This window comes from Coprococcus sp. HPP0074, assembly GCF_964238105.1.
Classification (GTDB): domain Bacteria; phylum Bacillota; class Clostridia; order Lachnospirales; family Lachnospiraceae; genus Faecalimonas; species Faecalimonas umbilicata.
Genome location: NZ_CAXSKS010000005.1, coordinates 171,157 through 193,594 on the forward strand (window position 1 = coordinate 171,157; position 22,438 = coordinate 193,594).

Annotated in this window: 16 protein-coding genes and 2 pseudogenes; 15 read left to right on the top strand and 3 right to left on the bottom strand. The window is 42.0% G+C overall.

Going from position 1 to position 22,438, the window contains the following annotated elements; all coding sequences use genetic code 11:
• Positions 1–154: 154 nt before the first annotated feature.
• Together ACESPO_RS08150 and ACESPO_RS08155 are read left to right on the top strand one after the other, a co-directional pair.
• Positions 155–538, top strand: coding sequence for a metallophosphoesterase family protein (locus ACESPO_RS08150; RefSeq protein ID WP_009262199.1), 384 nt, complete (start codon positions 155–157; stop codon positions 536–538).
• Between the two features lie 21 nt (positions 539–559).
• Positions 560–1,006, top strand: a complete 447-nt coding sequence (locus ACESPO_RS08155) for a GNAT family N-acetyltransferase (protein ID WP_336305261.1) — start codon at positions 560–562, stop codon at positions 1,004–1,006.
• Positions 1,007–1,082: 76 nt separating this feature from the next.
• On the opposite strand, the gene ACESPO_RS08160 is transcribed toward ACESPO_RS08155, so the two are convergent.
• Positions 1,083–1,655, bottom strand: coding sequence for a biotin transporter BioY (locus ACESPO_RS08160; protein ID WP_016438465.1), 573 nt, complete (start codon positions 1,653–1,655; stop codon positions 1,083–1,085).
• A gap of 223 nt (positions 1,656–1,878) precedes the next feature.
• On the opposite strand from ACESPO_RS08160, the gene brnQ reads away from it, so the two are divergent.
• The gene (gene brnQ, locus ACESPO_RS08165; protein WP_336305262.1) at positions 1,879–3,204 is read left to right on the top strand and encodes a branched-chain amino acid transport system II carrier protein; all 1,326 of its coding nucleotides are present in this window, start codon (positions 1,879–1,881) and stop codon (positions 3,202–3,204) included.
• Positions 3,205–3,219: 15 nt separating this feature from the next.
• Entirely contained in the window at positions 3,220–4,032 is an 813-nt protein-coding gene (locus ACESPO_RS08170) for a Cof-type HAD-IIB family hydrolase (protein ID WP_499788666.1), read from the top strand.
• Positions 4,033–4,193: 161 nt separating this feature from the next.
• Here ACESPO_RS08170 and ACESPO_RS08175 read toward each other — a convergent pair whose 3' ends face one another.
• On the bottom strand, positions 4,194–5,645 hold the full coding sequence (locus tag ACESPO_RS08175) for a pyridoxal phosphate-dependent decarboxylase family protein (protein ID WP_499788667.1): 1,452 nt from the start codon (positions 5,643–5,645) through the stop codon (positions 4,194–4,196).
• Between the two features lie 205 nt (positions 5,646–5,850).
• Here ACESPO_RS08175 and ACESPO_RS08180 point away from each other — a divergent pair, with 205 nt between their 5' ends.
• The 3 genes and pseudogenes from ACESPO_RS08180 (at position 5,851) to baiCD (ending at position 9,995) form a co-directional block, all read left to right on the top strand.
• A complete protein-coding gene (locus ACESPO_RS08180) occupies positions 5,851–6,750 on the top strand; it encodes a LysR family transcriptional regulator (RefSeq protein ID WP_499788668.1) in 900 nt (299 codons plus the stop codon).
• 46 nt (positions 6,751–6,796) lie between these two features.
• The gene (locus ACESPO_RS08185; protein WP_016438467.1) at positions 6,797–7,999 is read left to right on the top strand and encodes an AraC family transcriptional regulator; all 1,203 of its coding nucleotides are present in this window, start codon (positions 6,797–6,799) and stop codon (positions 7,997–7,999) included.
• Positions 8,000–8,076: 77 nt separating this feature from the next.
• Positions 8,077–9,995, top strand: a pseudogene (gene baiCD / locus ACESPO_RS08190) (bile acid Fe-S flavoenzyme BaiCD).
• A 297-nt stretch (positions 9,996–10,292) separates the two neighbouring features.
• On the opposite strand, the pseudogene ACESPO_RS08195 reads toward baiCD, so the two are convergent.
• A pseudogene (locus ACESPO_RS08195) lies at positions 10,293–11,174 on the bottom strand (carboxypeptidase-like regulatory domain-containing protein); the annotation flags it as partial.
• Between the two features lie 102 nt (positions 11,175–11,276).
• Between ACESPO_RS08195 and ACESPO_RS08200 the strand changes: the two are divergent.
• The 8 genes from ACESPO_RS08200 (at position 11,277) to ACESPO_RS08235 (ending at position 22,430) form a co-directional block, all read left to right on the top strand.
• The gene (locus tag ACESPO_RS08200; protein ID WP_336305266.1) at positions 11,277–12,521 is read left to right on the top strand and encodes a transglutaminase domain-containing protein; all 1,245 of its coding nucleotides are present in this window, start codon (positions 11,277–11,279) and stop codon (positions 12,519–12,521) included.
• A gap of 26 nt (positions 12,522–12,547) precedes the next feature.
• The gene (locus tag ACESPO_RS08205) at positions 12,548–12,820 is read left to right on the top strand and encodes a hypothetical protein (protein ID WP_009262188.1); all 273 of its coding nucleotides are present in this window, start codon (positions 12,548–12,550) and stop codon (positions 12,818–12,820) included.
• A gap of 18 nt (positions 12,821–12,838) precedes the next feature.
• Entirely contained in the window at positions 12,839–13,510 is a 672-nt protein-coding gene (locus ACESPO_RS08210; RefSeq protein ID WP_009262187.1) for a response regulator transcription factor, read from the top strand.
• Positions 13,507–14,493 (top strand): sensor histidine kinase, encoded by a 987-nt coding sequence (locus ACESPO_RS08215; protein ID WP_009262186.1) that lies wholly within the window; start codon positions 13,507–13,509, stop codon positions 14,491–14,493. Before ACESPO_RS08210 ends, ACESPO_RS08215 begins: the two co-directional genes overlap by 4 nt.
• 168 nt (positions 14,494–14,661) lie before the next feature.
• The gene (locus ACESPO_RS08220; protein WP_008975164.1) at positions 14,662–16,044 is read left to right on the top strand and encodes an NCS2 family permease; all 1,383 of its coding nucleotides are present in this window, start codon (positions 14,662–14,664) and stop codon (positions 16,042–16,044) included.
• A 190-nt stretch (positions 16,045–16,234) separates the two neighbouring features.
• Complete coding sequence (locus ACESPO_RS08225; RefSeq protein WP_499788669.1) at positions 16,235–17,002, top strand: ABC transporter ATP-binding protein; 768 nt, start codon at positions 16,235–16,237, stop codon at positions 17,000–17,002.
• Entirely contained in the window at positions 16,995–18,986 is a 1,992-nt protein-coding gene (locus ACESPO_RS08230) for an ABC transporter permease (protein ID WP_499788670.1), read from the top strand. The genes ACESPO_RS08225 and ACESPO_RS08230 overlap by 8 nt, the downstream gene beginning before the upstream one ends.
• Positions 18,987–19,145: 159 nt before the next feature.
• A complete protein-coding gene (locus ACESPO_RS08235; protein WP_499788671.1) occupies positions 19,146–22,430 on the top strand; it encodes a DUF5717 family protein in 3,285 nt (1,094 codons plus the stop codon).
• The last annotated feature ends 8 nt before the right edge of the window (positions 22,431–22,438 follow it).

Below are 22,438 nucleotides of genomic sequence, written 5' to 3' on the forward strand. Positions count from 1 at the left end.
TTTTGCATGCGAATCACATTTATATAAAGCATTATGCGATTCCGTTGGAAGATAGGAAAAATCCTGTTAAGATTGCTTTTTTGAGTGATATCCATACGGGAACGTTTGTAAACAAAAGGCAGCTGAGAAAAATCATAGATCAAACAAATTCAGATTGCTTGTCGATGAAATCATAGAGACAGAAGATTTTATAATTATCGGGCGTGATGATATAAATTCAAATCCAAAACGTAAGGCCCTTACAGAAATTGTGCAGAAAATTTGTTCAGATAAGCCTAAAATATTGATGGATCACAATCCGGTGGGAATTGCAGATGGGATTCAAAACAACATAGATCTAGTAGTATGCGGACATACACATAAAGGACAGTTTTTTCCTGCGAATTTATTTACAAAATGGTCTTATGGAAAGCAGGGATTTTACGGATATTCTAAAACGAACAAGACACACAGCATTGTTTCTTCGGGTGCTGGATATTTCCAAATGCCGATAAGAATTGGAACAAATAGTGAGATTGTGCAAATTGATATTACATAATGTGAGTGGAGAAAAATGCCGATGACACTAAGAAAATTAAATGTAAAATGGATCAAAGAGATGATGGAGTTTGATCAAGTTTGTTTTCCGACAGATTTTTGGGAAGAAAGAGACTGGCGCAGTTTATTAGAAGACGAGCAGGCAATTTATTACGCGTTATTGGATAGCGAAAAAATCGTAGGGCAAATTTTTGTTTACAATTGGAGTGGAGAAAAAGATTATGTAAAGATTATGAGCCTTGCAATTCATCCGGATAAGAGAAAGCAAGGACTTGCCCATCAATTATTGGATCATGTCACAAAAGAAATGGGCCAAGGTGAAGTGAAATATTTTTGCGGAGAAACAAGAGAGTCTAATAAGGCAATGCAAAAAGTTTTTGAAGATTGTGGTTATGAATTAGATGGAATAGAGAAGGGATATTATATTCATCCAGGGGAAAATGCCTATAAGTATATTCTTCGATTATAAGGAAAAAAGAGACAAAAACTAATTTAGGAATTTCTCAGAGAAAAAGCTGAGGAATGATACCTCAGCCTGAATGGATTTAATGTAAAATTTTTCTCATAATAATGGTCAGCCGCTGCGCAGCAATTGCTGATAGCACACACAGGACAAAATCTCCGGCTACAGTTAAAAGGAAGCAGTTGATCAGAACAATTTTCCACGATACGGTAATGTGTGCGATGTAGTTGCTGACAAAGTAGAAATAGAGGTTGCCGGATAAGTACATCACAAAGAGCCCTGCCATGGAAATAAAAAAGTAAGTGAGAAACCGCTTCGGGGCAAATCGGTCGGTCAGCATTCCAACAACACCTGCAGCCAAGAAAAATCCGAGCAAAAATCCAAAAGTTGGTTTTAACAGGTAGGATGGTCCGCCACCGGATGCGAAGATCGGAACACCACAAAGTCCAATCATCAGATAGATGCCGATACTTAAACTGCCAAGTTTTCCCCCGAGCAAAAATCCTGCCAGCAGTGCAAAGAAAAATTGCAGTGTAAAGTGCATCGGAATGGGTTCTACGGGGATATTAATTTGAATAAATGCGCCGATTGCAGTCAGTGCAGTAAAAAGTGCACATAAAGTGAGGTCTTGTACTTTCCAGGTTGTCTTTTTCATTGGTTGTCCTTTCTTATTGTGAAATTCATCGTCATTTCTTTCGGTCTTTATCATAACAGTTTCAGAAAAGTGTGGCAACAGTTATTTTATATGAGGTATGATTATCTTGAAGAGAATAAACGAAGTGGCTAACAGTTGACAAATATCAGATTTGATGATATTTTAGAAACAATTTTCGGATTTAGAATCGGAAAAGAGAAGAGGAAACAGGAGAGTAAGATATATGGAAAAATTGAATCTGAAGCAAATATCGTCATTGACCTTGACTTTGTTTGCTATTTTTTTTGGAGCGGGCAATATGATCTTTCCGCCGGCGATGGGACAGCTTGCGGGAGAAAATTATTTGCAGGCACTTGCGGGGTTTATTCTGACAGATGCAGGGATCGCTCTGCTTGGGATTGTTGCAGTTGTTTTACTTGGAAATAGGATCACAGATTTAGGAAATCTGGTCAGTAGAAGATTTTCATTATGTTTGTCAGTGACAGTATATTTGTTGATCGGACCGCTCTTTGCACTCCCAAGAACCGGAAGCGTATCGTATGAACTGGCAATCCGCCCGTATATTCCACAAGAATATGTGTGGTTGGTTTCTCTGCTTGTGACGGCGGTATTTTTTTCGCTGACTTATTATTTCAGTGGGAATCCGAAAAAGATTGTTGATATTATCGGACAGTATATGACTCCAATCTTGATTATCAGCATTACCGTGTTGTATTTTGTATGTCTGTTTGCAGATAAATCGGGTAATGTCATACAGTATGGAGCGGTTCAGTCGACCGGAGAATATCAGGACATTGCGTTCTTTAAAGGGATGATAGAAGGTTATAATGCGTTGGACGGTCCGGCAGGGCCTGTATTTGCGATCATCATTATCAATGCAGTCACTGGATTTGGGGTGAGAGAACGAAAAAGCATTGTAAAATATACAATTTTTTCAGGAATGGGTGCGGTATTGATCTTAAGCGGGATTTACTATATGCTGGCATACATCGGTGCAACGACGCAGACTGTTTTTGCAAATGGTGGAGCACTTCTTCATGCAGTGGCAAGTGATCTGATTGGCCCGGCAGGTGGGATTGTACTTGGAATGTCAGTATTTTTGGCATGTATGACGACGGCAATCGGGCTTACGACATCTTTTGCCAATTATTTTCACGAGTTGATTCCGCAGCTCTCGTATCGAAGAATCACGGCAATTGTCTGTCTGTTCAGTTTTGCAGTCAGCAATGTAGGGCTGTCTTACATGATTACCATTTCTCAGCCGGTGCTGATGATGATCTACCCGGTACTGATTGTGTTGATCGTTCTATCCTTTGGACACAAATGGATAGGGAGAAGAAAGATGGTCTATATCTTTAGTATGGCTGTTGCATTTGGTATTGCATTTATCAATGCGATGGAAGGTGTGGGAATTGAACTGGGGATGCTGACGGAATGGGCGAAAAAGCTTCCGCTTTATGAACTGCATCTTGGCTGGATGTTGCCGGCGGCAGGTGGAGCATTGTTAGGTTTGCTTCCGTTTTGGAAGAAAAAGGAAATAGAAAATTAAAAGAAGAAAGCGGGTATGGATATGGAAATCAAATTGTTGGCAGTAGATATGGATGAAACTGTCGTAAACAGCAGACATCAGATGACAGAGCAGACGAAGCTGGCCCTGGAACTTGCGATTCAGAAAGGAATCCTGGTTGTTCCTGTTACTGGCAGATGCCTGGAAGGACTTCCTGCAAAGATTCGTCGGATGGATGGTGTGGAGTATTTCATCACTTCCAACGGGGCAAAAGCATATGATTTTAAGGAGCAGAGGATTCTTTACCGCAGGCTGATCCCAAATCAGACCGCCTGTGCGATCTTGAAAAAGTGTCAGGAGGAAGAAATTGGAATTGCGATCCACCAGGAAGGGAAGTGCTATGATAATTCTTTCCTGCAGGCAGCATACCGCTATGTAGCATATCATAGAGATTTTAAAGCGCATAGGGTACAGAAAGATCTGTATGAGTGGGTGCGGGAAAATGAGAAACCGGTAGAAAAGATCCAGGTGTTTTCCAAAGATGAGAAAAAACTTCTGGTGCTGCAGGAAATGCTGGAACGATTTGTGACATTGGAGGTGGCTGTTTCGACAAGTGGATACATTGAGATTACGCAGGCAGAGGCAAATAAGGGGAAGGCGCTGGAAGCTCTTTGTGATTCATTGGGCATATCACTTTTACAGGTGATGGCGATCGGTGACAATGCAAATGATTTTTCCATGTTGGAGCGGGTCGGTTTTCCGGTAGCGATGGGAAATGCGAAGGAGGAACTTAAGCAAATTGCGAAGACAGTCACAACAAGCAATGATGAGGATGGAGTAGCAAAGGCAATCTATGAGTATCTGTTGTAGAAAGATGGATACAGAATGTCTTCCAAAAGTTTTTCAATAAGAATAGAGCACAAAACACAAGATCAATAAAGGATAAAACCTGCCGCAGGACAAGTTTTCATGGAAATTCTCTAAAAAGAGAGACGTGAAAGCTTATCCTGCGGCAGGTTTTTATTATGAGTTTATTTTTCTGGCAGTTGTTCTTTTTTTATGGAAGAGTGCATCTCTCTTGCAAAGGTGTCAAGCATATGGATGGTCGTGCGCATATCATCCCTTGTTGTCTCTGGATGCAGTGCGCAGATCCGCAGTACTTTTTTGCCGTTTAAGACGGTTGTAAAAATAGCGGCATAACCACTTGCAAGAATTTTCTCAGAAACTCTTTCATTGAGAAGATCAGTCTCTTCCTCAGTCAGATCTTCGGAGGTATAGCGGAAATTGACCATCGCAAGCTGCGCTTTGGACACGATTTCCCAGTGGTCAAGATCTCTTAGTGCCTCTTCTGCCCAGACAGCGAGGTCAAAACCATGTTCGATCGCACTTCCAATTAGATCTGTTCCGAGCACCTGCAGTGTGAGCCACAATTTTAAGCCACGGGCAGGGCGTGTCAGTTCCATTCCGATATCCCATGTATTGATGTGAGTTGCATCGCTTTCAATATCCTTTAAATATTCCGGATTTACATGGAAGCTGTGGAATAGATGGCGGATGTCTTTGACAAGTACCATCGCACAGCCGTAAGTCTGGAACAGCCATTTATGTGCATCCCAACTGATGCTGTCAGCAAGCGCGGTTCCTTTTAACAGATGGCGGTACTTTGGACTTAAAAGGATCGAAGCGCCGTAGGCACCATCGATATGGAACCATAATTTGTAGTTCGAACAGATTGCGGCAATCTCTTCCAGTGGATCAATACTTCCGGTATTTGTTGTTCCGGCAGTTCCGATGACAACAAATGGGATCAGGCCATTTTCTATATCCGTCTGAATCTGTGCCTCCAGTTCTTCTGTTCTCATCTGGAAATCGCTGTTTGTCGGAATCTTTCGGATTCGGCTGTCTGGGATTCCGATGATTCGCAATCCTTTTGCAACAGAGCTGTGTGTCTGATCAGAGAGATAAGCAACTCCGAGGTGCATCGTCTCATCTGTTAGTTTGTGGTCGCGAGCAGCGGTCAGTGCGGTGATATTTGCCATGGAGCCACCGCTGACAAAGACACCTCCAGGGTTTTCTGTAAAGCCAACCTGTTCGCAGAGCCAGTGGAGCACTTCCTGCTCGATACAGTTGACCATCGGGGCCAGTTTGCTGCCGCCTGCATGGATATTATAGGCAGAAGTCATAATATCTCCAAGCCAGGAGATGGAAGAGGCTGGTCCCGGTACGAATCCGAAGAACCTTGGATGGTTGGCATCTCCGCGGTAACGATAGACTTCCTCTGACATCTCTGCGACGACCTCATCCACAGGTCTTCCGTCCTTTGGAAATCCAATCTGTCTGATTTTTTCTGACTGTGTCTCGTCGGTATACCAGGTCACTTTTTGAGAATGGATATCGTGTTTTTCTTGACAAAACGTATGTACAAATTTCTTGATTGCTTCTTCCAATTGTGCGCTATTTAAAACATTTTCACTGTTCAGCATAAATGATACTTCCTTTCTAAAATCAAAAATAGATGGAGCAGATCTTGACAGGGATACTGCTGTCATCGTTGTATAGCGATCAGGCAAAACTTTACGCCTGCGTGATTTTATTGTATACTACTTTTAACTATCCGTAAAATTCATAAATTTTATAAGATATATGATAATAATTCATAAGAAAAACTACCGGTATGAGGAAAAAATCATGGAATTAAGAAATATCAATACATTTTTAAAGGTGGCGGCGACCCAAAATTTTTCCAAGGCGGCAGAGCAGCTTGGATATTCACAGTCAGCAGTGACTGTGCAAATCCGTCAGCTGGAGAAAGAATTAGGGACGCCGTTGTTTGAACGGATTGGGAAGCGTGTGTCGCTGACAGAGCGTGGGATGGAGTTTACCTCCTATGCAAATGAGATCATGCGGGTGACTGATCAGGCACGTTTCTTTGCAAAAGATCAACGGGAATTGGACGGGACGTTGCGGATCGGAGGGGTAGAATCCGTCTGCACTGCGCTTTTGCCAGATTTGCTGTGTTCTTTTTATGCACAGTATCCAAAAGTGAAGATTATCATAAAATCAGGAACAACCCAGGAACTGATGGAGATGGCAAAAAGCAATGAGATTGATCTTGTCTTTACTCTAGATCGAAAAATATGTCATGCAGAGTGGTGTGGGGCGGTACAGAAAAAAGAGAGGATTCTTTTTGTGGCACCGGCAGGGCAGATTTCTGACAGAAAAGCAGAGGTACCGGCAAGGGAACTGGTAACAAAAGCCTTTCTATTGACAGAGTCCGGTGCTGCCTATCAGTATGAACTGGAACGTCTGCTATCGGAGCGGGATCTGGAGATTCTGCCGGTTCTGGAGATCGGAAATACAGAGACAATCATCCACTTGTTACAAAAGGGAATGGGATATTCATTTCTTCCAGAATTTACCGTGAAAAAAGAACTGAAAAGAGAACAGCTTTTGGAAGTGAGGACAGACCTCCCGACTGTGGTGATGTACAACCAGCTGCTTTATCACAAAAGTAAGTGGGTGACGCAGGAGATGCAGAAATTTATAGAACTTGTAAAAGACAGCAGTCAGATAGATAAAAGCGAATAAGATGCAAAAACAGGGAAAAGAATTGTGAAAAGAGAGGAAAACGCGTATGTGGTATCAGAAAGATTGGTTCACCGGAAGTGATTATTATAATTTCAGGGAGCGGCAGATTTCTGTTCAGGAGCTTTGTATAATAAATCCTGTGGAACAGGTGTTTCACGAACGGACAGAAATTTATTATGTCAGAAGCGGAAAGGCCACAATCTGGGTCAACGGGGAAAAATTTAAAGTCAGACAAGGGAGTTTACTCTGTCTGTATATGCATCTGTTTTATCGGATTGATGAGATTGAGGAGCCACTCGATTGTGTGAAAGTCTCTTTCCATATCGGACTTTTTATGTTCCTCTGCTTTGAAAAGAGGGAAGTATGGGAAAATGAAATGTTGATCTATCGGGTGGAGCCGCTGCTCTATTTAAATATGGAAGAACAGAAGCGTGTCGAAACGATTTTTGCAGAACTGCTTTTGGAAGAAGAAACGCAGAGGTTCGGGAGTCAAAACATCAGCATCTATCTTGCGATGGAACTTCATGCATTATATTGTCGGTATGCGATGGAAAAAAGAGAGTCGTTATCCGGAGGTGCATCGCAGATTTGGAGTGTGATCCAAAGGGTACTGCTTGATACAAGCAAGACACTTTCTCTTGAGGAGTATGCAAAGGCAGCAGGGATGACAGCGGTGACATTGAACCGGCATATTACGAAAAATTGTGGGTATACGTTTTTTCAGCTACAGAAAATGGGAAAGGTTTTCCACGCCTGTGCACTGTTGCATTTTCCGGATCTGGATCTGCAGTATATCAGCGATTACCTTGGATTTACAAATCTGGAAGACTTTTGCAGGGTGTTTAAGCGATACATGAAAATGAGTGTGAGAGAGTATCAGACACAACATATCGGGGCAGGAGTTGGCATGAGGGGAGAAGAAGAGGCACTTCAGGTTTTGCAATATTTACTATTGTGTTTTCATAAACCATTTCAGATGGAAGAGATGGCACAGCAGTTAAAAATGAAACCATTTCAAATGGAAAAGCGGAGCAGAGAGCAGTTTGGAAGAACTGTACAAGAATTACTGGAAGAAATCCGAGTACGTATGGCTTGCAGCTATCTTGCGGCGACAGAAAGAAGTGTTACGCAAATCGGTCAGGATGTAGGTTTCGGAAGTATATCGACATTCCAGAGAAGTTTTCAGAAATATATGAATCAGACGCCGAGCGAATACCGGTCGGAATATCGATTGTTTGTAAAAAAATGATAATAATAGTTAAAAATATGAATATCTATTTCTTTTCAACTGACCTATAATGAAAGAAAAAAACAGAGGTGTCAAAAATGTTTGAACATGTATTTGCCCCGATCAAGATTCGGGAGATGGAACTAAAAAATAGAATTATCCTGCCTGCAATGGGAACGAGGATGGCAGATGCAGATGGATCTGTGACAGAAAAACTGGTTGCATATCATGCTGCAAGAGCAAAAGGCGGATGTGGATTGAATATTGTGGAGGTGGCAGCCGTACATACTCCAAGTGCCCCGGCACATTTCGTATCGATCAGTGAGGAAAAATTTATAGAGGGTCATAAAAAACTGACTGATGCGATTCATGAAAATGGCGGAAAAGCCGGAATTCAGTTATGGCAGGGATCTATTGCTGCATCTATGGATCCAAAAGCAAAGATTCTTGTAGTTTCCGATATGAACTTTGGTCCGTATACATTGAAAGCGATCACAAAAGAAGAAGTCAAAGAAGTGATCGAGTGCTATGGCGCTGCGGCAGAGCGTGCGGTCAAGGCGGGATATGACTGTCTGGAATTCCATCTGGCCCACAACTATCTCCCGCATTCTTTCTTAAGTGCGGGATTGAATCACAGAGAAGATGAATATGGAGGAAGCTTTGAAAACCGGTGCCGCTTTCCGCTGGAAGTAATTGATGAACTCAGAAAGAGAATGCCGGAAGGAATGCCGTTATTTATCCGTATCGACGCACAGGATGATCTTCTTGAAAATGGAATGAGCATCGAGGAAGTGATTCGTTTCTGTAAAATTGCAAAAGAGCATGGGGTCGATGTGCTAGATGTTTCCAGGGGAAATATTATTACAGCAGCATCCATGTATGAAGTTCCGCCGATCGATGTGCCAAATGCATTTAACGTAGAGAACGCAGCAAGGATTCGAAAGGAAACCGGTATGGTGACAGTCGGTGTTGGACGAATCAATACGGCTGCACTGGCAGAAGAGCTGATCGCAGATGATAAAGTGGATATGGTGGTGATGGGAAGAGCACAGCTTGCAGATCCGGAGTTTGCAAACAAGGCAAAAGAAGGGCATGTAGAGGATATTGTACACTGTGTCGGATGTAATCAGGGATGCTATGATGGATTTTGTGATGTGGCAAACCGCCCGCACATTACTTGTATGAGAAATCCGATGATCGGACATGAGGCAGAATATACACTTGATCCGGCAGAATATACTAAAAAGTATGGGTGATCGGCGGAGGTGTAGCCGGTATGGAAGCAGCTCGGATCCTTCATAAAAGAGGGCATCAGGTGACAGTATTCGAAGCGGCAGATACACTGGGCGGAGAATTTCTCCTTGCAGGAGAAGCTCCGGGAAAAGGTGAGATGAAAGCAGCTGCACTGGAGATGGGTGCGCAGACAGAGCGAATGGTGACTGTTCATAAAAATACAGTGGTTGATGTAGAGATGATCGCAAAGGGAGATGTGGATGAAGTGATCCTTGCAGTCGGATCTTCCCCAATCCAGATTCAGCTGGAGGGATCGGATAAGCTTACCCATGTATCTGCACCGGAAGTACTGAGAAGAGAAGTGAAACCAGAAGGAAAGGTTGCGGTAATCGGCGGAGGTCTTGTTGGACTGGAGACCGCTGATACACTTGCGAGCGCCGGGTGTGAGGTGACGATCCTGGAGATGAAAGACAGCATCGGAAGTGATCTTGGAAGCCTTAGAAAGATCGCAGTAATGATGAAAATGCAGCAGTTAAATGTAAAAATGCTTACAAATAGTAAAGTCTGCAAGTTTACAGAGGAAGGAATCGTGTTAGAAGATGGTACAGTAGTTCCGTGCAGCTGCGCGGTTTTTGCGGTCGGTTTTCATTCTAATGATTCCCATTTGCTGGCAGAAGCCTGTGAGAAAAAACAGATTCCATTCCATGTGATTGGCGATGCAAAAGCTGCAAGACGTGCGATCGATGCAGTGGCAGAAGGATTTGAAGTCGGACGTCAGATATAGACAGACGGAGCTATGAAAAGAGCGAGAAACAAATCACAAAAGTAGAAAATAAAAAATAGCATTTGCAAAATGATATGCTCCCTTCTAGGAAGACAAGTAAGATAGTAAAAACTTGTCACTTAGGAGGGAGCATAAATATATTTGCCATATGGGATTCCTAGAGTTTTTGAAAGGGCATCATGGATTGTTCCGCTGTCAAGAATGTGATACAATTCTTAAGTACAATCATTTTGAAGAACGATAAAGATATAAGGAAATGAAGAAAAATGAAAATTTGTTTACACGCTGTTACTATATGGTCATCCAATTCGGGCAGCTTACCTGTCTTCCGTCACAATACTGTGTCAGAATCGGCTGTCTGACATTTGGTCTGGAAAGATAGTTTGCAAATAGTTCATCTACGATGACGGAAATGGTATCATAAATATTTCTTTCCGGAATCCATTTGTGGTCAAATGCAGTGGAGGAGGTAATCGTAAAATCGTATCCTTTGTTCCGGTACCATTCCGTGTATACCCGGTTAAGGGTAAATGACATAATAGCAAGTACATTTGCACGGATAGTATTTTCTGGCCAGGTCGCATAGATTTCACTGGAAGCTACATTTTTGATATAATCTTTGTACTTTACATAATAGTTTTGGGCGGTGGAGTCACGCGGAGAACCATCATGTACAACAATGAATTCCGGGACAACAACACGGCTTAGTACAATCTCACCGGTCTCGTCTGTCGGTTTGATCTCATCTTCGGCAATCTTTGGCGGATATGTGCCGTACAGGGTATGGGCTGGTATGACAAACACTTCCTGTTGGGGAGTAGCGGTGCTCGGGCGCATAGTAATGTTTTGGATAGCAGTGACGTCCGGGAGAATTTCGGTACCGGAAATATTGATCGGTTCAAAACCAGGAGCGGTGACGGAGAGTGTGTATTCAGAATAAGGCTGTGATTCAATTGTGGGATTCAGACTGTATTCCAGTGGAGGAGCAGCGAGTTCTAAAGTTTCGGTCTGACCGGAGGAATCTGTAGTGACTTGTTCTAAAGTTTGTTCAGGAACACCCGTATAGGAGATAGAAATGGAGGCGTCGGCAATCGGGAAGGAAGTGATTTCAGAGTTGATCTGGATCTTTAACTTTCCTTTGTCCGGTGTGTCTGCCTGCATAGCATGCATTGGTTTCATAATAAGACCTCATGTGATTAAGATTACTGTTACTATATGCAGAAAAATATGTAGAGTGCATTGAAAGAATATGGATGGAGGCTGCAAAAAGGAGATTGTGATATGAGCAGAAATCACAGAAGAAATCGAAGGATAAAGCGGAAAAGGCGAAAAGGATGGATTTGGATAGTGCTTATTCTGGTTGCTATGCTGGCAGCGGCAGGTTTCTGGATGTTGGGTCGGAATTATGAGGGCGCGGAAAAAAATGAGTACAAATTTAAGATTACCGCAGAGTGGAAAGAAACCGCAGAAACAGACAGGCAAAGCGAATCTCAGGATGAAAGTACGTCAGACTTTTATTTTCGGCAGCTTTCAGAGGAAGAGCAGCGCATTTATACGAGTCTCTTGAAGGGAGTCTCCTTACACCGGGAATCTGTGGAAATCCTAGGAGCAGATACAGAAAAAATAGGGAAAGTTTATCAGTTTCTGCTAAATGATCATCCCGAATTATTTTGGTGCTCTGGCACACTGCAAATGACACACTATCCAATGGCAGAAAAAATAGAATTATTTCCAGAATACTTATATGACAGCGAGGAGAGCATGCGCCGGCAAAAAGAAATCGAGAGTGCGGCACAGGAATGGCTTGCGGATATACCTGAAAATGTTTCGGAATATGAGAAAATCAAATATCTTTATGAGCAGATTGTCTGGCGAACCGAGTATCAGGAAGGTGGAACGGACGATCAGAATATTTATAGTGTGCTGCAAAATGGGGAGTCTGTCTGTGCAGGATATGCCAAGACAATGCAGTATCTGGCAGGGAAGGTAGGAATTTTTGTCACTTATGTGACGGGGACAGCAACAGATCCGGATACCGGGGAGACGCAGGATCATGCATGGAATCTTGTGAAGTGCGACGGAAAGTATTCTTATGTAGATACTACATGGGCAGATCCGGTCTGGACCGGAGAGGGAACACAAATGGAAACGATCGTCTATGATTATCTTTGCTGTCCGCAGGAGCAGCTTTTTCTGACACATATACCGGAAGAATCGGTTGTACTCCCGGTATGTGATGCTTATGAGCAGGAGTATTATCGGAAAAATAACAGATTTTATGAGAACTATGAGAAGCAGCAGATCTGCCAGGTGCTCCGGGAAGATGTGGAAGGGCAGAAGAGTGAATCAGCTTTGAAATTTGGGTCAGCAGACGCATTTGGTCAGGCAGAAGTGAAGATCCGAGAGGAAATTCTTCCGGAAATGGTGCAGTATCTTGGAGAATTGTATGGTCTTTCTACCGTAGAGTATTTTTATCGGGAAGAGAGTGCATTTCAAAAAATAACAATTTATTGGAAATATGAGTAAAGAGATTTGAGGAAAGAAGGCAAAAAATGATCGATTTATACGGTATTGTAAGTATTCCATTTTTAAAAAAATCAGCATTTACAGGAAGTTTTCGAAAGATGAGGTATCGTCTGGAAAAAGTGGTGGTCGAAGGCGAGGAACGGTTAAAAGCGACTTTCTGGTGGAGGGATGTCTGCTGGGAAAAAGTTTTGAACGATGAGAAACATTCTGCCGATTTTTCTTTTGATAAGGAAGGACTGGAAAAAGCGGTTGCCTGGTTAAATCAGGATTACGAAAAAGAAAATAAGCCGGAGGAATAAAGGAAGGAGAGCAAATGGATGTATAAGATATTGATCGTGGAGGATGATGAGACGATTGCAAGACTGCTCAGAGAACATTTGGAAAAATGGGGCTATCAGGCTCGCTGCGCAGAGGATTTTAAGCAGGTGGCAAAAGAATTTAAAGAGTATGCTCCCCATCTTGTTCTCATGGATATCGGACTTCCGTTTTATAATGGATTTTACTGGTGCACAGAGATCCGGAAGACATCGAATGTACCAATCTTATTTTTGTCATCGATGTCTGACAATATGAATATTGTTATGGCCATTCAGATGGGTGGGGACGATTTTGTGACAAAGCCGTTTGATCTCAATGTGCTGACGGTGAAGATTCAGGCACTTCTTCGGAGAACATATGCATTTCAGGGCAGTGCAAGTGTGATGGAGCACAAGGGTCTTATGTTAAATCTCAGTGATGCAAGTGTGACATTTCAGAATCGGAAGATAGAACTGACAAAAAATGATTATAAGATTCTTCAGATTCTGATGGAGCGTGCAGGAACAATTGTAAAGCGAGAGGAAATCATGCAGCGCCTTTGGGAAAGTGATGAGTTTATTGATGACAATACACTGACTGTAAATATGACTCGTCTGCGGAAAAAACTGGAAGAGTTAGGGGTACAGGAGTTTATCAAGACAAAGAAAGGAATCGGGTATATTATCGAATGATCAGATTAGCAGGTGCATATCTCAAAAAATGCCGAAAGGTGATTGCAGTATATATTGGCATTGTAACTATTTTTTTCGTTGTATTTTTCTTGTCATCGGTTCCGGTTGACACTGTGCAGTATGCTGCTTTTTTGTCTGTAGTTTTGATGTGCATTGTTGGGATAATTGATTTTGCAGATTTTGTGCGTCGATCTGGAAAGCTTCACGATATTTCAATGCAGCAACAAATGGAACTTAGCAGTCTTCCAAAAGCGAAGGAATCTATCGAGGACCAGTATCAGGAACTGCTGATCCGCCTGGAAGCATACAGAAGAGAGTTGGAGTCAGAAGCGGAAATTAATTATCAGGAAATGGTTGATTACTATACATTGTGGGCTCACCAAATCAAAACACCAATTGCGGCGATGAAGCTTTTGAATCAGTCAGACCAGATCGATCGAAGAGCGATGGAAGCGGAACTTTTTAAGACGGAGCAGTATGTGGAGATGGTATTATCTTATCTGCGTGCGGGAAATCTATCCTCCGATCTTGTCCTGCAGCGCTATTTTCTCGATGAAATTGCAAAAAAGGCAATCCGCAAATATTCTTCCTTGTTCATTTTGAAAAAAATCGAATTGGAATTTCACCCATCGAAGGTGGAAGTACTGACCGATGAACGGTGGGCAGTGTTTGTTGTGGAGCAGATTTTATCTAATGCATTAAAATACACAAAAAAAGGGAAAATCATTGTTCAGATAAAAGGGGACAGCATCATCGTGCAAGATACCGGAATCGGAATCAGCAGGGAAGATCTGCCAAGAGTGATGGAGAAAGGCTTTACCGGCTACAATGGCAGACAGGATAGAAAGTCTACAGGAATCGGGTTGTATCTCTGTAAAAAAATTATGAAAAAATTGGGACATTTGATTGAAATTGAATCCGAAGTGGGAAAAGGAACGACAGTGATCCTGAACTTTGGACGTGAATTTGAGATTGCAGAGTAGTGGGTGTTTGGCTTATAAATAGTTATTAGTATATATGATAGGTGAATGATTTACTTTCCTACAAATCTTTGATAAAATTATGTACGGTTTTGGTCATGGCAGATCACAAAGGAAGTGTTCGCACATGAGAGAGAAAGTACATCGATACACTTAAGGAGGAAATGAGAGATGTTAGAGAAGTTGTTTAAATTAAAGGAGAACAACACGACTGTGAAGACAGAAGTGCTTGCCGGAATCACAACATTTATGACGATGGCATATATTCTGGCAGTCAACCCAAGCATTCTGGCGGCGGCCGGGATGGATCAAGGTGCAGTGTTTACTGCAACTGCGTTGGCGGCATGTTTAGGAACGATGTTGATGGCAATTTTTGCAAATTATCCATTTGCGCTGGCTCCGGGAATGGGGCTGAATGCATATTTTGCATACACAGTTGTAATTGGTATGGGATATAGCTGGCAGATCGCGCTGGCAGCAGTTTTTGTAGAAGGTCTTGTGTTCATTGTATTGTCTGTGACAAATGTGCGTGAGGCGATTTTTAATGCAATTCCGCTGAACTTAAAGTCAGCAGTGAGTGTGGGAATCGGTCTGTTTATCGCATTCATCGGACTGCAGAATGCAAAGATTGTAATTGGTGGATCTACTTTGGTGCAGTTGTTTTCTATTGAAGGATATAATGAACTGAATGGTGTGAAAGCATCTATGAACGATGTAGGGATCACGGTACTTCTTGCAGTGATCGGTGTGATCATCACAGCAATTCTTGTTGTAAAAAATGTAAAGGGAAATATTTTATGGGGAATTCTGATCACATGGATCCTTGGAATCCTTTGTCAGATCAGTGGTCTCTATGTTCCAAATGCAGAACTCGGAATGTTTAGTCTGTTACCGGATTTCAGCAAAGGAATCAGTGTGCCGAGTCTTGCACCGATTTTTGGAAAACTGAGTTTTTCAGGAATTAATATCGGACAGTTTATTATCGTTGTGTTCGCATTCTTGTTTGTAGATATTTTTGATACGCTTGGAACACTGATCGGTGTTTCGACAAAGGCTGGTATGCTTGATCAGGAAGGAAAGCTTCCGAAAATTAAAGGAGCACTGATGGCAGATGCGGTTGCTACAACAGCAGGTGCAGTACTTGGAACATCGACGGTGACAACTTTTGTTGAAAGTGCTTCCGGTGTCTCAGAAGGAGGAAGAACAGGATTGACAGCAGTGACAACGGCAGTTTTATTCGGAGCATCGTTATTGCTTTCACCGATTTTCCTTGCCATTCCATCATTTGCGACAGCGCCGGCACTGATCGTTGTTGGATTCTATATGCTGACCAATGTAGTAAATATTGATTTCGCTGATTTTACAGAAGGGCTTCCTTGCTTTATCTGTATCGCAGCAATGCCGTTTTTCTACAGCATTTCAGAAGGAATTGCTATGGGAGTCATCACTTATGTTGTGATCAATCTTGTAGCAGGAAAAGCAAAAGAAAAGAAGATGAGTTTATTGATGATCATCCTTGCTGTTCTGTTTGTAGGAAAATATTTCTTGTTATAAAAATCCATGACCATAGTTTTGGTAAGAAAATAGAAAGAATCTCCGGACAGGAAAAAGAAAACTGTTCGGAGATTTTTTATTTCTTTCAAAAATGTAAGATAGCGAAGAAAAATGTAAGGGAAAACGATGGCAGAGAAAACCGGATATTTTGTATAATGACACTGTGATCGAAAGACAGGAGGTAATGAATATGGCATTATTGGAAGTAAATAATCTAAAGAAAATTTATACAACCCGATTTGGAGGAACACAGGTGGAAGCATTGCGAAATGTGAATTTTTCCGTGGAACCGCGAGAATACGTGGCAATCATGGGAGAATCCGGTTCGGGAAAAACGACATTGTTGAACATATTGGCTGCGCTTGACAGACCGACGAGCGGCAAAGTGTTTCTGAAAGGACGAGAGCTTGGAACAATCAAAGAGAAAGAGATGGCGGCATTCCGCAGGCAGAACTTAGGGTTTGTTTTTCAAGATTTTAATCTGCTCGACACTTTTTCGCTGCAGGACAATATTTTCCTTCCGCTGGTCCTCTCCGGGAAGAAGTATCCGGAGATGGCGCGCAGAATGGAGCCGATTGCGGCATCGCTTGGAATTGAGAAACTTTTAAAGAAATTTCCTTACGAGGTGTCTGGCGGGCAAAAACAACGGGCAGCAGTTGCAAGGGCATTGATCACAAAACCACAGCTGATCTTGGCAGATGAACCGACAGGAGCGCTTGATTCCAGATCGGCAGATGAACTTTTGGATTTGTTTCATGAAATTAATGAGAACGGACAGACGATTCTGATGGTGACGCACAGTATTAAGGCGGCAAGTACTGCGAAAAGGGTGCTCTTTATTAAGGATGGGGAGGTTTTCCATCAGCTCTATCGCGGAAATCTGTCGAATGAGCAGATGTACCAGAAAATCTCTGACACATTGACAGTTCTTGCTACGGGAGGTGAACAAGGTGAGTAGATCGGTTTATACAAAGCTGGCACTGACCAATCTGAAAAACAACAGAAAGACTTATGTGCCGTATGTGCTGACTGCCATTGTAACCGTGATGATGTATTACATTTTGTGTGGACTTGCAAGTGGAAGTTCAGTCGGTGACAGGACATTGCAGAGGGTATTAGAATATTCTTTGTCAGTAGTAGTGATTTTCTCGGTACTGTTTTTGTTCTACACGAATAGCTTTCTGATGAAACGACGAAAAAAAGAGATCGGTGTTTATAATATTTTGGGTCTGGGAAAGCAACACATTGCTAAAATGCTGACAATGGAGACACTTGTGACAGCATCTGTAAGCATTGCAGGTGGAATACTGGCGGGCCTTACGTTTGAAAAATTGATGTATTTGTGTCTGCAGAAACTGTTACGGTTTGAAACGGGGATGAAGTCAGAATTTCATATGGAGACAGTTTTTTCGACGGCGGTGCTGTTTTTTGGGATTTTTGCCCTGACACTTTGCTATAATCTGCTGCAGATCCGGCTGTCAAACCCATCAGAGTTACTTCGGGCAGGAAAAGAAGGGGAAAAAGAACCGCGGACGAAATGGGTGCTTGCCTTGGTGGGAACAGTATTTCTTGGAATTGGATATTGTATTGCGTTGACGACAGAATCTCCACTGGAAGCAATCCCTAAATTTTTTCTGGCGGTAATCTGTGTGATCATCGGCACATATGCATTATTTATTGCAGGGAGCATCACATTTCTGAAATTTTTGAAGGGAAGGAAGCGTTTTTATTATCAGACAAAACATTTTGTCTCTGTGTCAGGAATGATCTACCGAATGAAGCAAAATGGAGCAGGCCTTGCAAATATCTGTATTTTAAGTACGATTGTGCTTGTTATGATTTCGGCAACTGCATCACTGTATCTGGGAATTGATGATGTCATATCCAGCCGTTATCCGAGAGAGAGCCGGATAAAAACTAGCTTTTCTACACCCGAGCAGGACAGACAAATGCGTCAAATAGCAGAAGAAGTCTATGGGAAATATGATGTGAAAATGGTCGAAACGATGGAATACCATTACGGTTCATTTGTCTCAGTGTTTGACGGTGAACGATTTCTCAAGGAAAATGAGGTGAGTCAGGAAGATATGCTGGAAGTATGCCAGGTATATTTGATTCCGCTGGAAGATTATAATCAGATGGAGGGAATGTCGATATCGCTTGCGCAGGATGAGATGCTGGTGTATGTATCTAATGAAAAGAAAGAACTTCCAGGAACGCTTGCTTTTGGAGAGCGAAGATATCATGTCATACAGCAGTTAAAAGAACTAAAAATTGCGGGAAGTTCTACGCAAAATATGGCAGAGAATTATTATGTGATTTTGCCGGATATGGAATCAATCAATGGCATTTTGAAGGCGATGTATCAGGACAGTGGAATGAAAGAGGAGTATATCCAGGAGGCTTCTGTTATTTCTTATACACTACAGTCGAATTTAGAGGGGACTGAGGAAAATTGCAAGAAAGCGATTGCAGAACTGCGTGCAGCGTTTGATGCATCAGGAATTCCGGGATTTTATGAAACGAGACAGGAAGGAAAAGAAGGGATGTTTTCTATATTTGGAGGCTTGCTGTTCATTGGTATTTATCTTGGAATATTATTTTTGATGGCAACGGTTTTAATTATTTACTATAAGCAGATTTCGGAAGGATATGAGGATCGTGAGCGGTATCAGATTATGCAGAAAGTGGGGATGAGCAAAAAAGAAGTGAGAGACTCTATTAAAAGCCAGGTATTGCTTGTATTTTTTCTGCCGCTTGGAGCATCCATTCTTCACATTACTGTGGCATTTAAGGTGTTGAAAAAGTTGTTGGCAGGATTTGGATTTACCAATACAACGCTGTTTCTTGGATGTACTGTGGCAGTCTCATTGCTTTTTGTAGTGTTTTATATCATTACTTTTGCAGTAACTGCAAGGGAATACTATAAAATTGTGGAATAGATTATTGCTCTTTGGGAAATGGTTCGATGAGAGGGAGAAGAGAGGCTTTAAAAAAGTATCTGAAAAGTCTGTCATGAAAGCATTGCAAGAACATAGAGGATAATGCTATAATTTATTATCATGCAATGAAGAAAAAGCAATGTAAGAAACGACAAGTAGGTGAACGATTTGAAGAATAAAATCAAACATTTCTCAGAGGGCGATTTTCGAGCGATCCAACCGAAAATCCGACTTCCCGAGACGAAGATCATAATGAAGATCGGAGAGGGGAAAGTTTATCATGGAGAATTTTTAATAGAGAACGAAGAAGAGGGAGACGTAAGAGGTCTTGTCTATGCCTCTTCTTTTCGCATGCATTGCAGCGAACAAGGATTTGAAGGGCATCAGGTTAAGATTCATTTCACATACGATGCGTCAGGAATGCTTCCCGGGCAGATAGAGAAGGGGTATTTTACGATTGTATGCAATGGGGGAGAATTTGAGCTCCCGTTCACTGCAATCATTGAAAAACCGTATGTTATGACATCTATTGGGAAAGTACAAGATATGGAAAGCTTTCGCAGGCTGGCAGAGAAAGATTACCTGGAGGCAGCGAGGCTGTTTCGCTCAAGAGATTTTTATCAGATTTTAAAATATGAAGAGAAGCGTTGGAGCAATCTGTACAGCAATATGAGAAAATGGTCTCTGGATGAACAGGGATTGGAAGAATTTTTAGTTGGAACGAAGCAGAAAGAACGGATTTTTCTGACATTGTCAGAAGGGACGGAATCGTTTTTTGATCTGCAGACGTCTAAAAAAGAAGCAATCCGTATTACAAAAAACACGTGGGGATATATGGAAGTGGCCGTGGAGGTGAAAGGTGACTTCCTTTGTCTTGTACAGAATCGTTTTTCAACAGAAGATTTTGTCGGAAACCGGTATCAGTTAGAATATGTAATTGAAAGTGATCTGCTTCATGGCGGGAAAAATTACGGGGAGATTGTTATTCGCACTCCCTATGAGACGTTGACGTATACAGTTGTAGTTTCTCAAAACCCGGCAAAGAGCAGTGATAGGCGAGAGCAGGCAAAAGAATGGATCAAGCTTTTATCTTCTTATTTACAGTGTGAAGCCGGAAAAGCTCAGAAAGAAGTGTGGATTAAGGAGGCAAAAGGATATATCCAGAGAAGACAGCAGGAAGATTCGGACAATGATCTGTATCTGTTATTACAGGCACAGCTTGCTGTATTAGAAGGACACAAAAAGGATGCCCAGGAGAATTTAGATCAATATAGTTACAGCAGATTTTCTTTGAGTAAGAAATTTGAGATGGACGCATATTACCTTTATTTGACTGCGGTCTGCCGGGCTGAAGAAGCATACACGAAGAAAACGGTAGAAGACATTCGAAGAATGTATATGAAAAACCGAGAATCCTGGCAGATTCTGTGCATTTTAGTGGAATTAGATGAAATTTATCAGGACAGACAGGAGAAACTTTCTCGTCTGGAGGAACAGTATCAAAAAGGTGCAAATAGTATTTTGTTTTATTTGCAGGCATACCGGTGTTATAGGGAGCAACCGGAATGTATTAAAAAGCTTGGGGCATTTGAAATCCGTGTCTTTTCTTTTGCGGCAAAATATGGTCTGCTCAGTGAGGAAGTGGCATTATATATCGCGAATCTTGCCACACAGTTAAAAGGATTTGATAAGAACATTTACCAGATCCTTGGGAAAGCTTACGAACAATATCCGGATCCGATGATTTTAAATGCAGTCTGCACAATGTTGATCAAGGGAAGCAGACTGGATGGAGAATATTTTGTGTGGTATGAGCGGGCGGTCAAAGCAGGTCTGAAGATTGCACAACTTTATGAATCTTATATGATCACAATTCATGGTAAAAAAGCGAAGGAACCCCTGCCAAAATCTATTTATCTGTATTTTCTGCACGGATCTGTGCTGGATTATACGAAGCTTGCAGTGTTATATGCAAATGTGATTCTTCATGTAGAGGAGACAAGTGAGCTATATGGACAATATCGGGAGAAGATGGAACAGTTTGCATTGACCCAGCTGGAGAAAAAGCATATTACAGAGCCGCTCCGGATCATTTATAAACGCTTTTTAAATGAAGAAAATCTGACTCCAAAACGAAGGGAAGCTTTGAATGAAATCTGTCATGTCTATGAGGTGATCGTGCAGTCTGACCGGATGAAATCAGTAATCGTAATCAACGCCGAAGGAGAGATTGCAAACAGAGTTTCCGTGATCGATGGAAAAGCACAAATCCATCTGTACTCGAAGGAAGACCGCATTGTCTGGGAAGGAAGAAATGGGATCCACTATGTAGAATCTGTAAATTATGAGAGCAGACGTCTCTTTTATGATAAGCATTATTTAGAATTGTGCAGACCGGATCCAGAGCAGGAAGAGGAAGAAGGATACTGCAGCCGACCGCTGACGTTTGAAGAGGTGCAGGACAATGGATTAGAACAGTATGAGCACGAAGAAGTTTTTCGTCTATGCAGTAAAAAAATCAGAGAGGATAACTATGCGGAAGATGATTTTCTTACCTACCTGACCTTCTCTTTGTTCCAGGAGGAATATTATGATAAGGCAGTGCTGACTTATCTGGCAAATTACTATTGTGGACCGACAAAAGATATGAAACGGCTTTGGCGTGTGGCGAGAGAGTATGAGATACAGACCTTCCAGTTAGCAGAACGTATTTTGACACAGATGCTGTTTTCTGAGCAGATGTTTGGGGAGGCGGAGATTTTTCTGGATTACTATTATGGAAAGCCATATTATCGTTTGAAATGGGCATATCTTGTTTATGTGTGCAGAGAGTATGTCACAAAGCAAAGAGAGATTGCCGATGAAGTGATGGAAATTTTATGTATGGAATATCATCACCAGTCAACGATACCAGAAGTGTGTCAGATTGCTGTACTTCAGTATTATGCAGATCATGCGTGGGGAGATGTTCAGGAAAACATGCTCTTGACGTTTCTGCGCGAACTGAGTATCCGCCAGATTTATTTTCCGTTTTTCTTACAGTATCCCAAAGACTGGTTAAAGGAACTCCAGCTATATGATAAGACGATGGTAGCATATTATGCAAAAAAGAAAGGGAAAGTAACTTTTCGATATCAACTGATCCGGGATGGAGAAGAGACAGGAGAGTATCATTCGGAGGTGCTTGGTCCGGTGTATGAGAATGTCTATGTGAAGTCGATGATCTTGTTTGAAGGAGAAGAACTCCGCTATTATTTCGTGGAATCTGGTGAAATGAGTGAGATTCGTACGGAAAAGGCGGTCTGCAGGAAAGTGGATCGACAGAAGGAGATTGGGAAATATATGCGCATCAACCAGCTGATCCGCGAAGGACAAAAGCAAGAACTGATAGAAAATTTTGCAGAGGAAGAGCAGATGTCAGAACTTCTGTTTCCGATTTATTGATAGGGGGG

Excerpts from the sequence above, each read along its gene's own strand:
- ACESPO_RS08155 (WP_336305261.1), top strand. The coding sequence starts at position 560 with ATGACACTAAGAAAATTAAATGTAAAATGGATCAAAGAGATGATGGAG.
- ACESPO_RS08160 (WP_016438465.1), bottom strand. The coding sequence starts at position 1,655 with ATGAAAAAGACAACCTGGAAAGTACAAGACCTCACTTTATGTGCACTT.
- brnQ (WP_336305262.1), top strand. The coding sequence starts at position 1,879 with ATGGAAAAATTGAATCTGAAGCAAATATCGTCATTGACCTTGACTTTG.
- ACESPO_RS08170 (WP_499788666.1), top strand. The coding sequence starts at position 3,220 with ATGGATATGGAAATCAAATTGTTGGCAGTAGATATGGATGAAACTGTC.
- ACESPO_RS08175 (WP_499788667.1), bottom strand. The coding sequence starts at position 5,645 with ATGCTGAACAGTGAAAATGTTTTAAATAGCGCACAATTGGAAGAAGCA.
- ACESPO_RS08180 (WP_499788668.1), top strand. The coding sequence starts at position 5,851 with ATGGAATTAAGAAATATCAATACATTTTTAAAGGTGGCGGCGACCCAA.
- ACESPO_RS08185 (WP_016438467.1), top strand. The coding sequence starts at position 6,797 with ATGTGGTATCAGAAAGATTGGTTCACCGGAAGTGATTATTATAATTTC.
- ACESPO_RS08200 (WP_336305266.1), top strand. The coding sequence starts at position 11,277 with ATGAGCAGAAATCACAGAAGAAATCGAAGGATAAAGCGGAAAAGGCGA.
- ACESPO_RS08205 (WP_009262188.1), top strand. The coding sequence starts at position 12,548 with ATGATCGATTTATACGGTATTGTAAGTATTCCATTTTTAAAAAAATCA.
- ACESPO_RS08210 (WP_009262187.1), top strand. The coding sequence starts at position 12,839 with ATGTATAAGATATTGATCGTGGAGGATGATGAGACGATTGCAAGACTG.
- ACESPO_RS08215 (WP_009262186.1), top strand. The coding sequence starts at position 13,507 with ATGATCAGATTAGCAGGTGCATATCTCAAAAAATGCCGAAAGGTGATT.
- ACESPO_RS08220 (WP_008975164.1), top strand. The coding sequence starts at position 14,662 with ATGTTAGAGAAGTTGTTTAAATTAAAGGAGAACAACACGACTGTGAAG.
- ACESPO_RS08225 (WP_499788669.1), top strand. The coding sequence starts at position 16,235 with ATGGCATTATTGGAAGTAAATAATCTAAAGAAAATTTATACAACCCGA.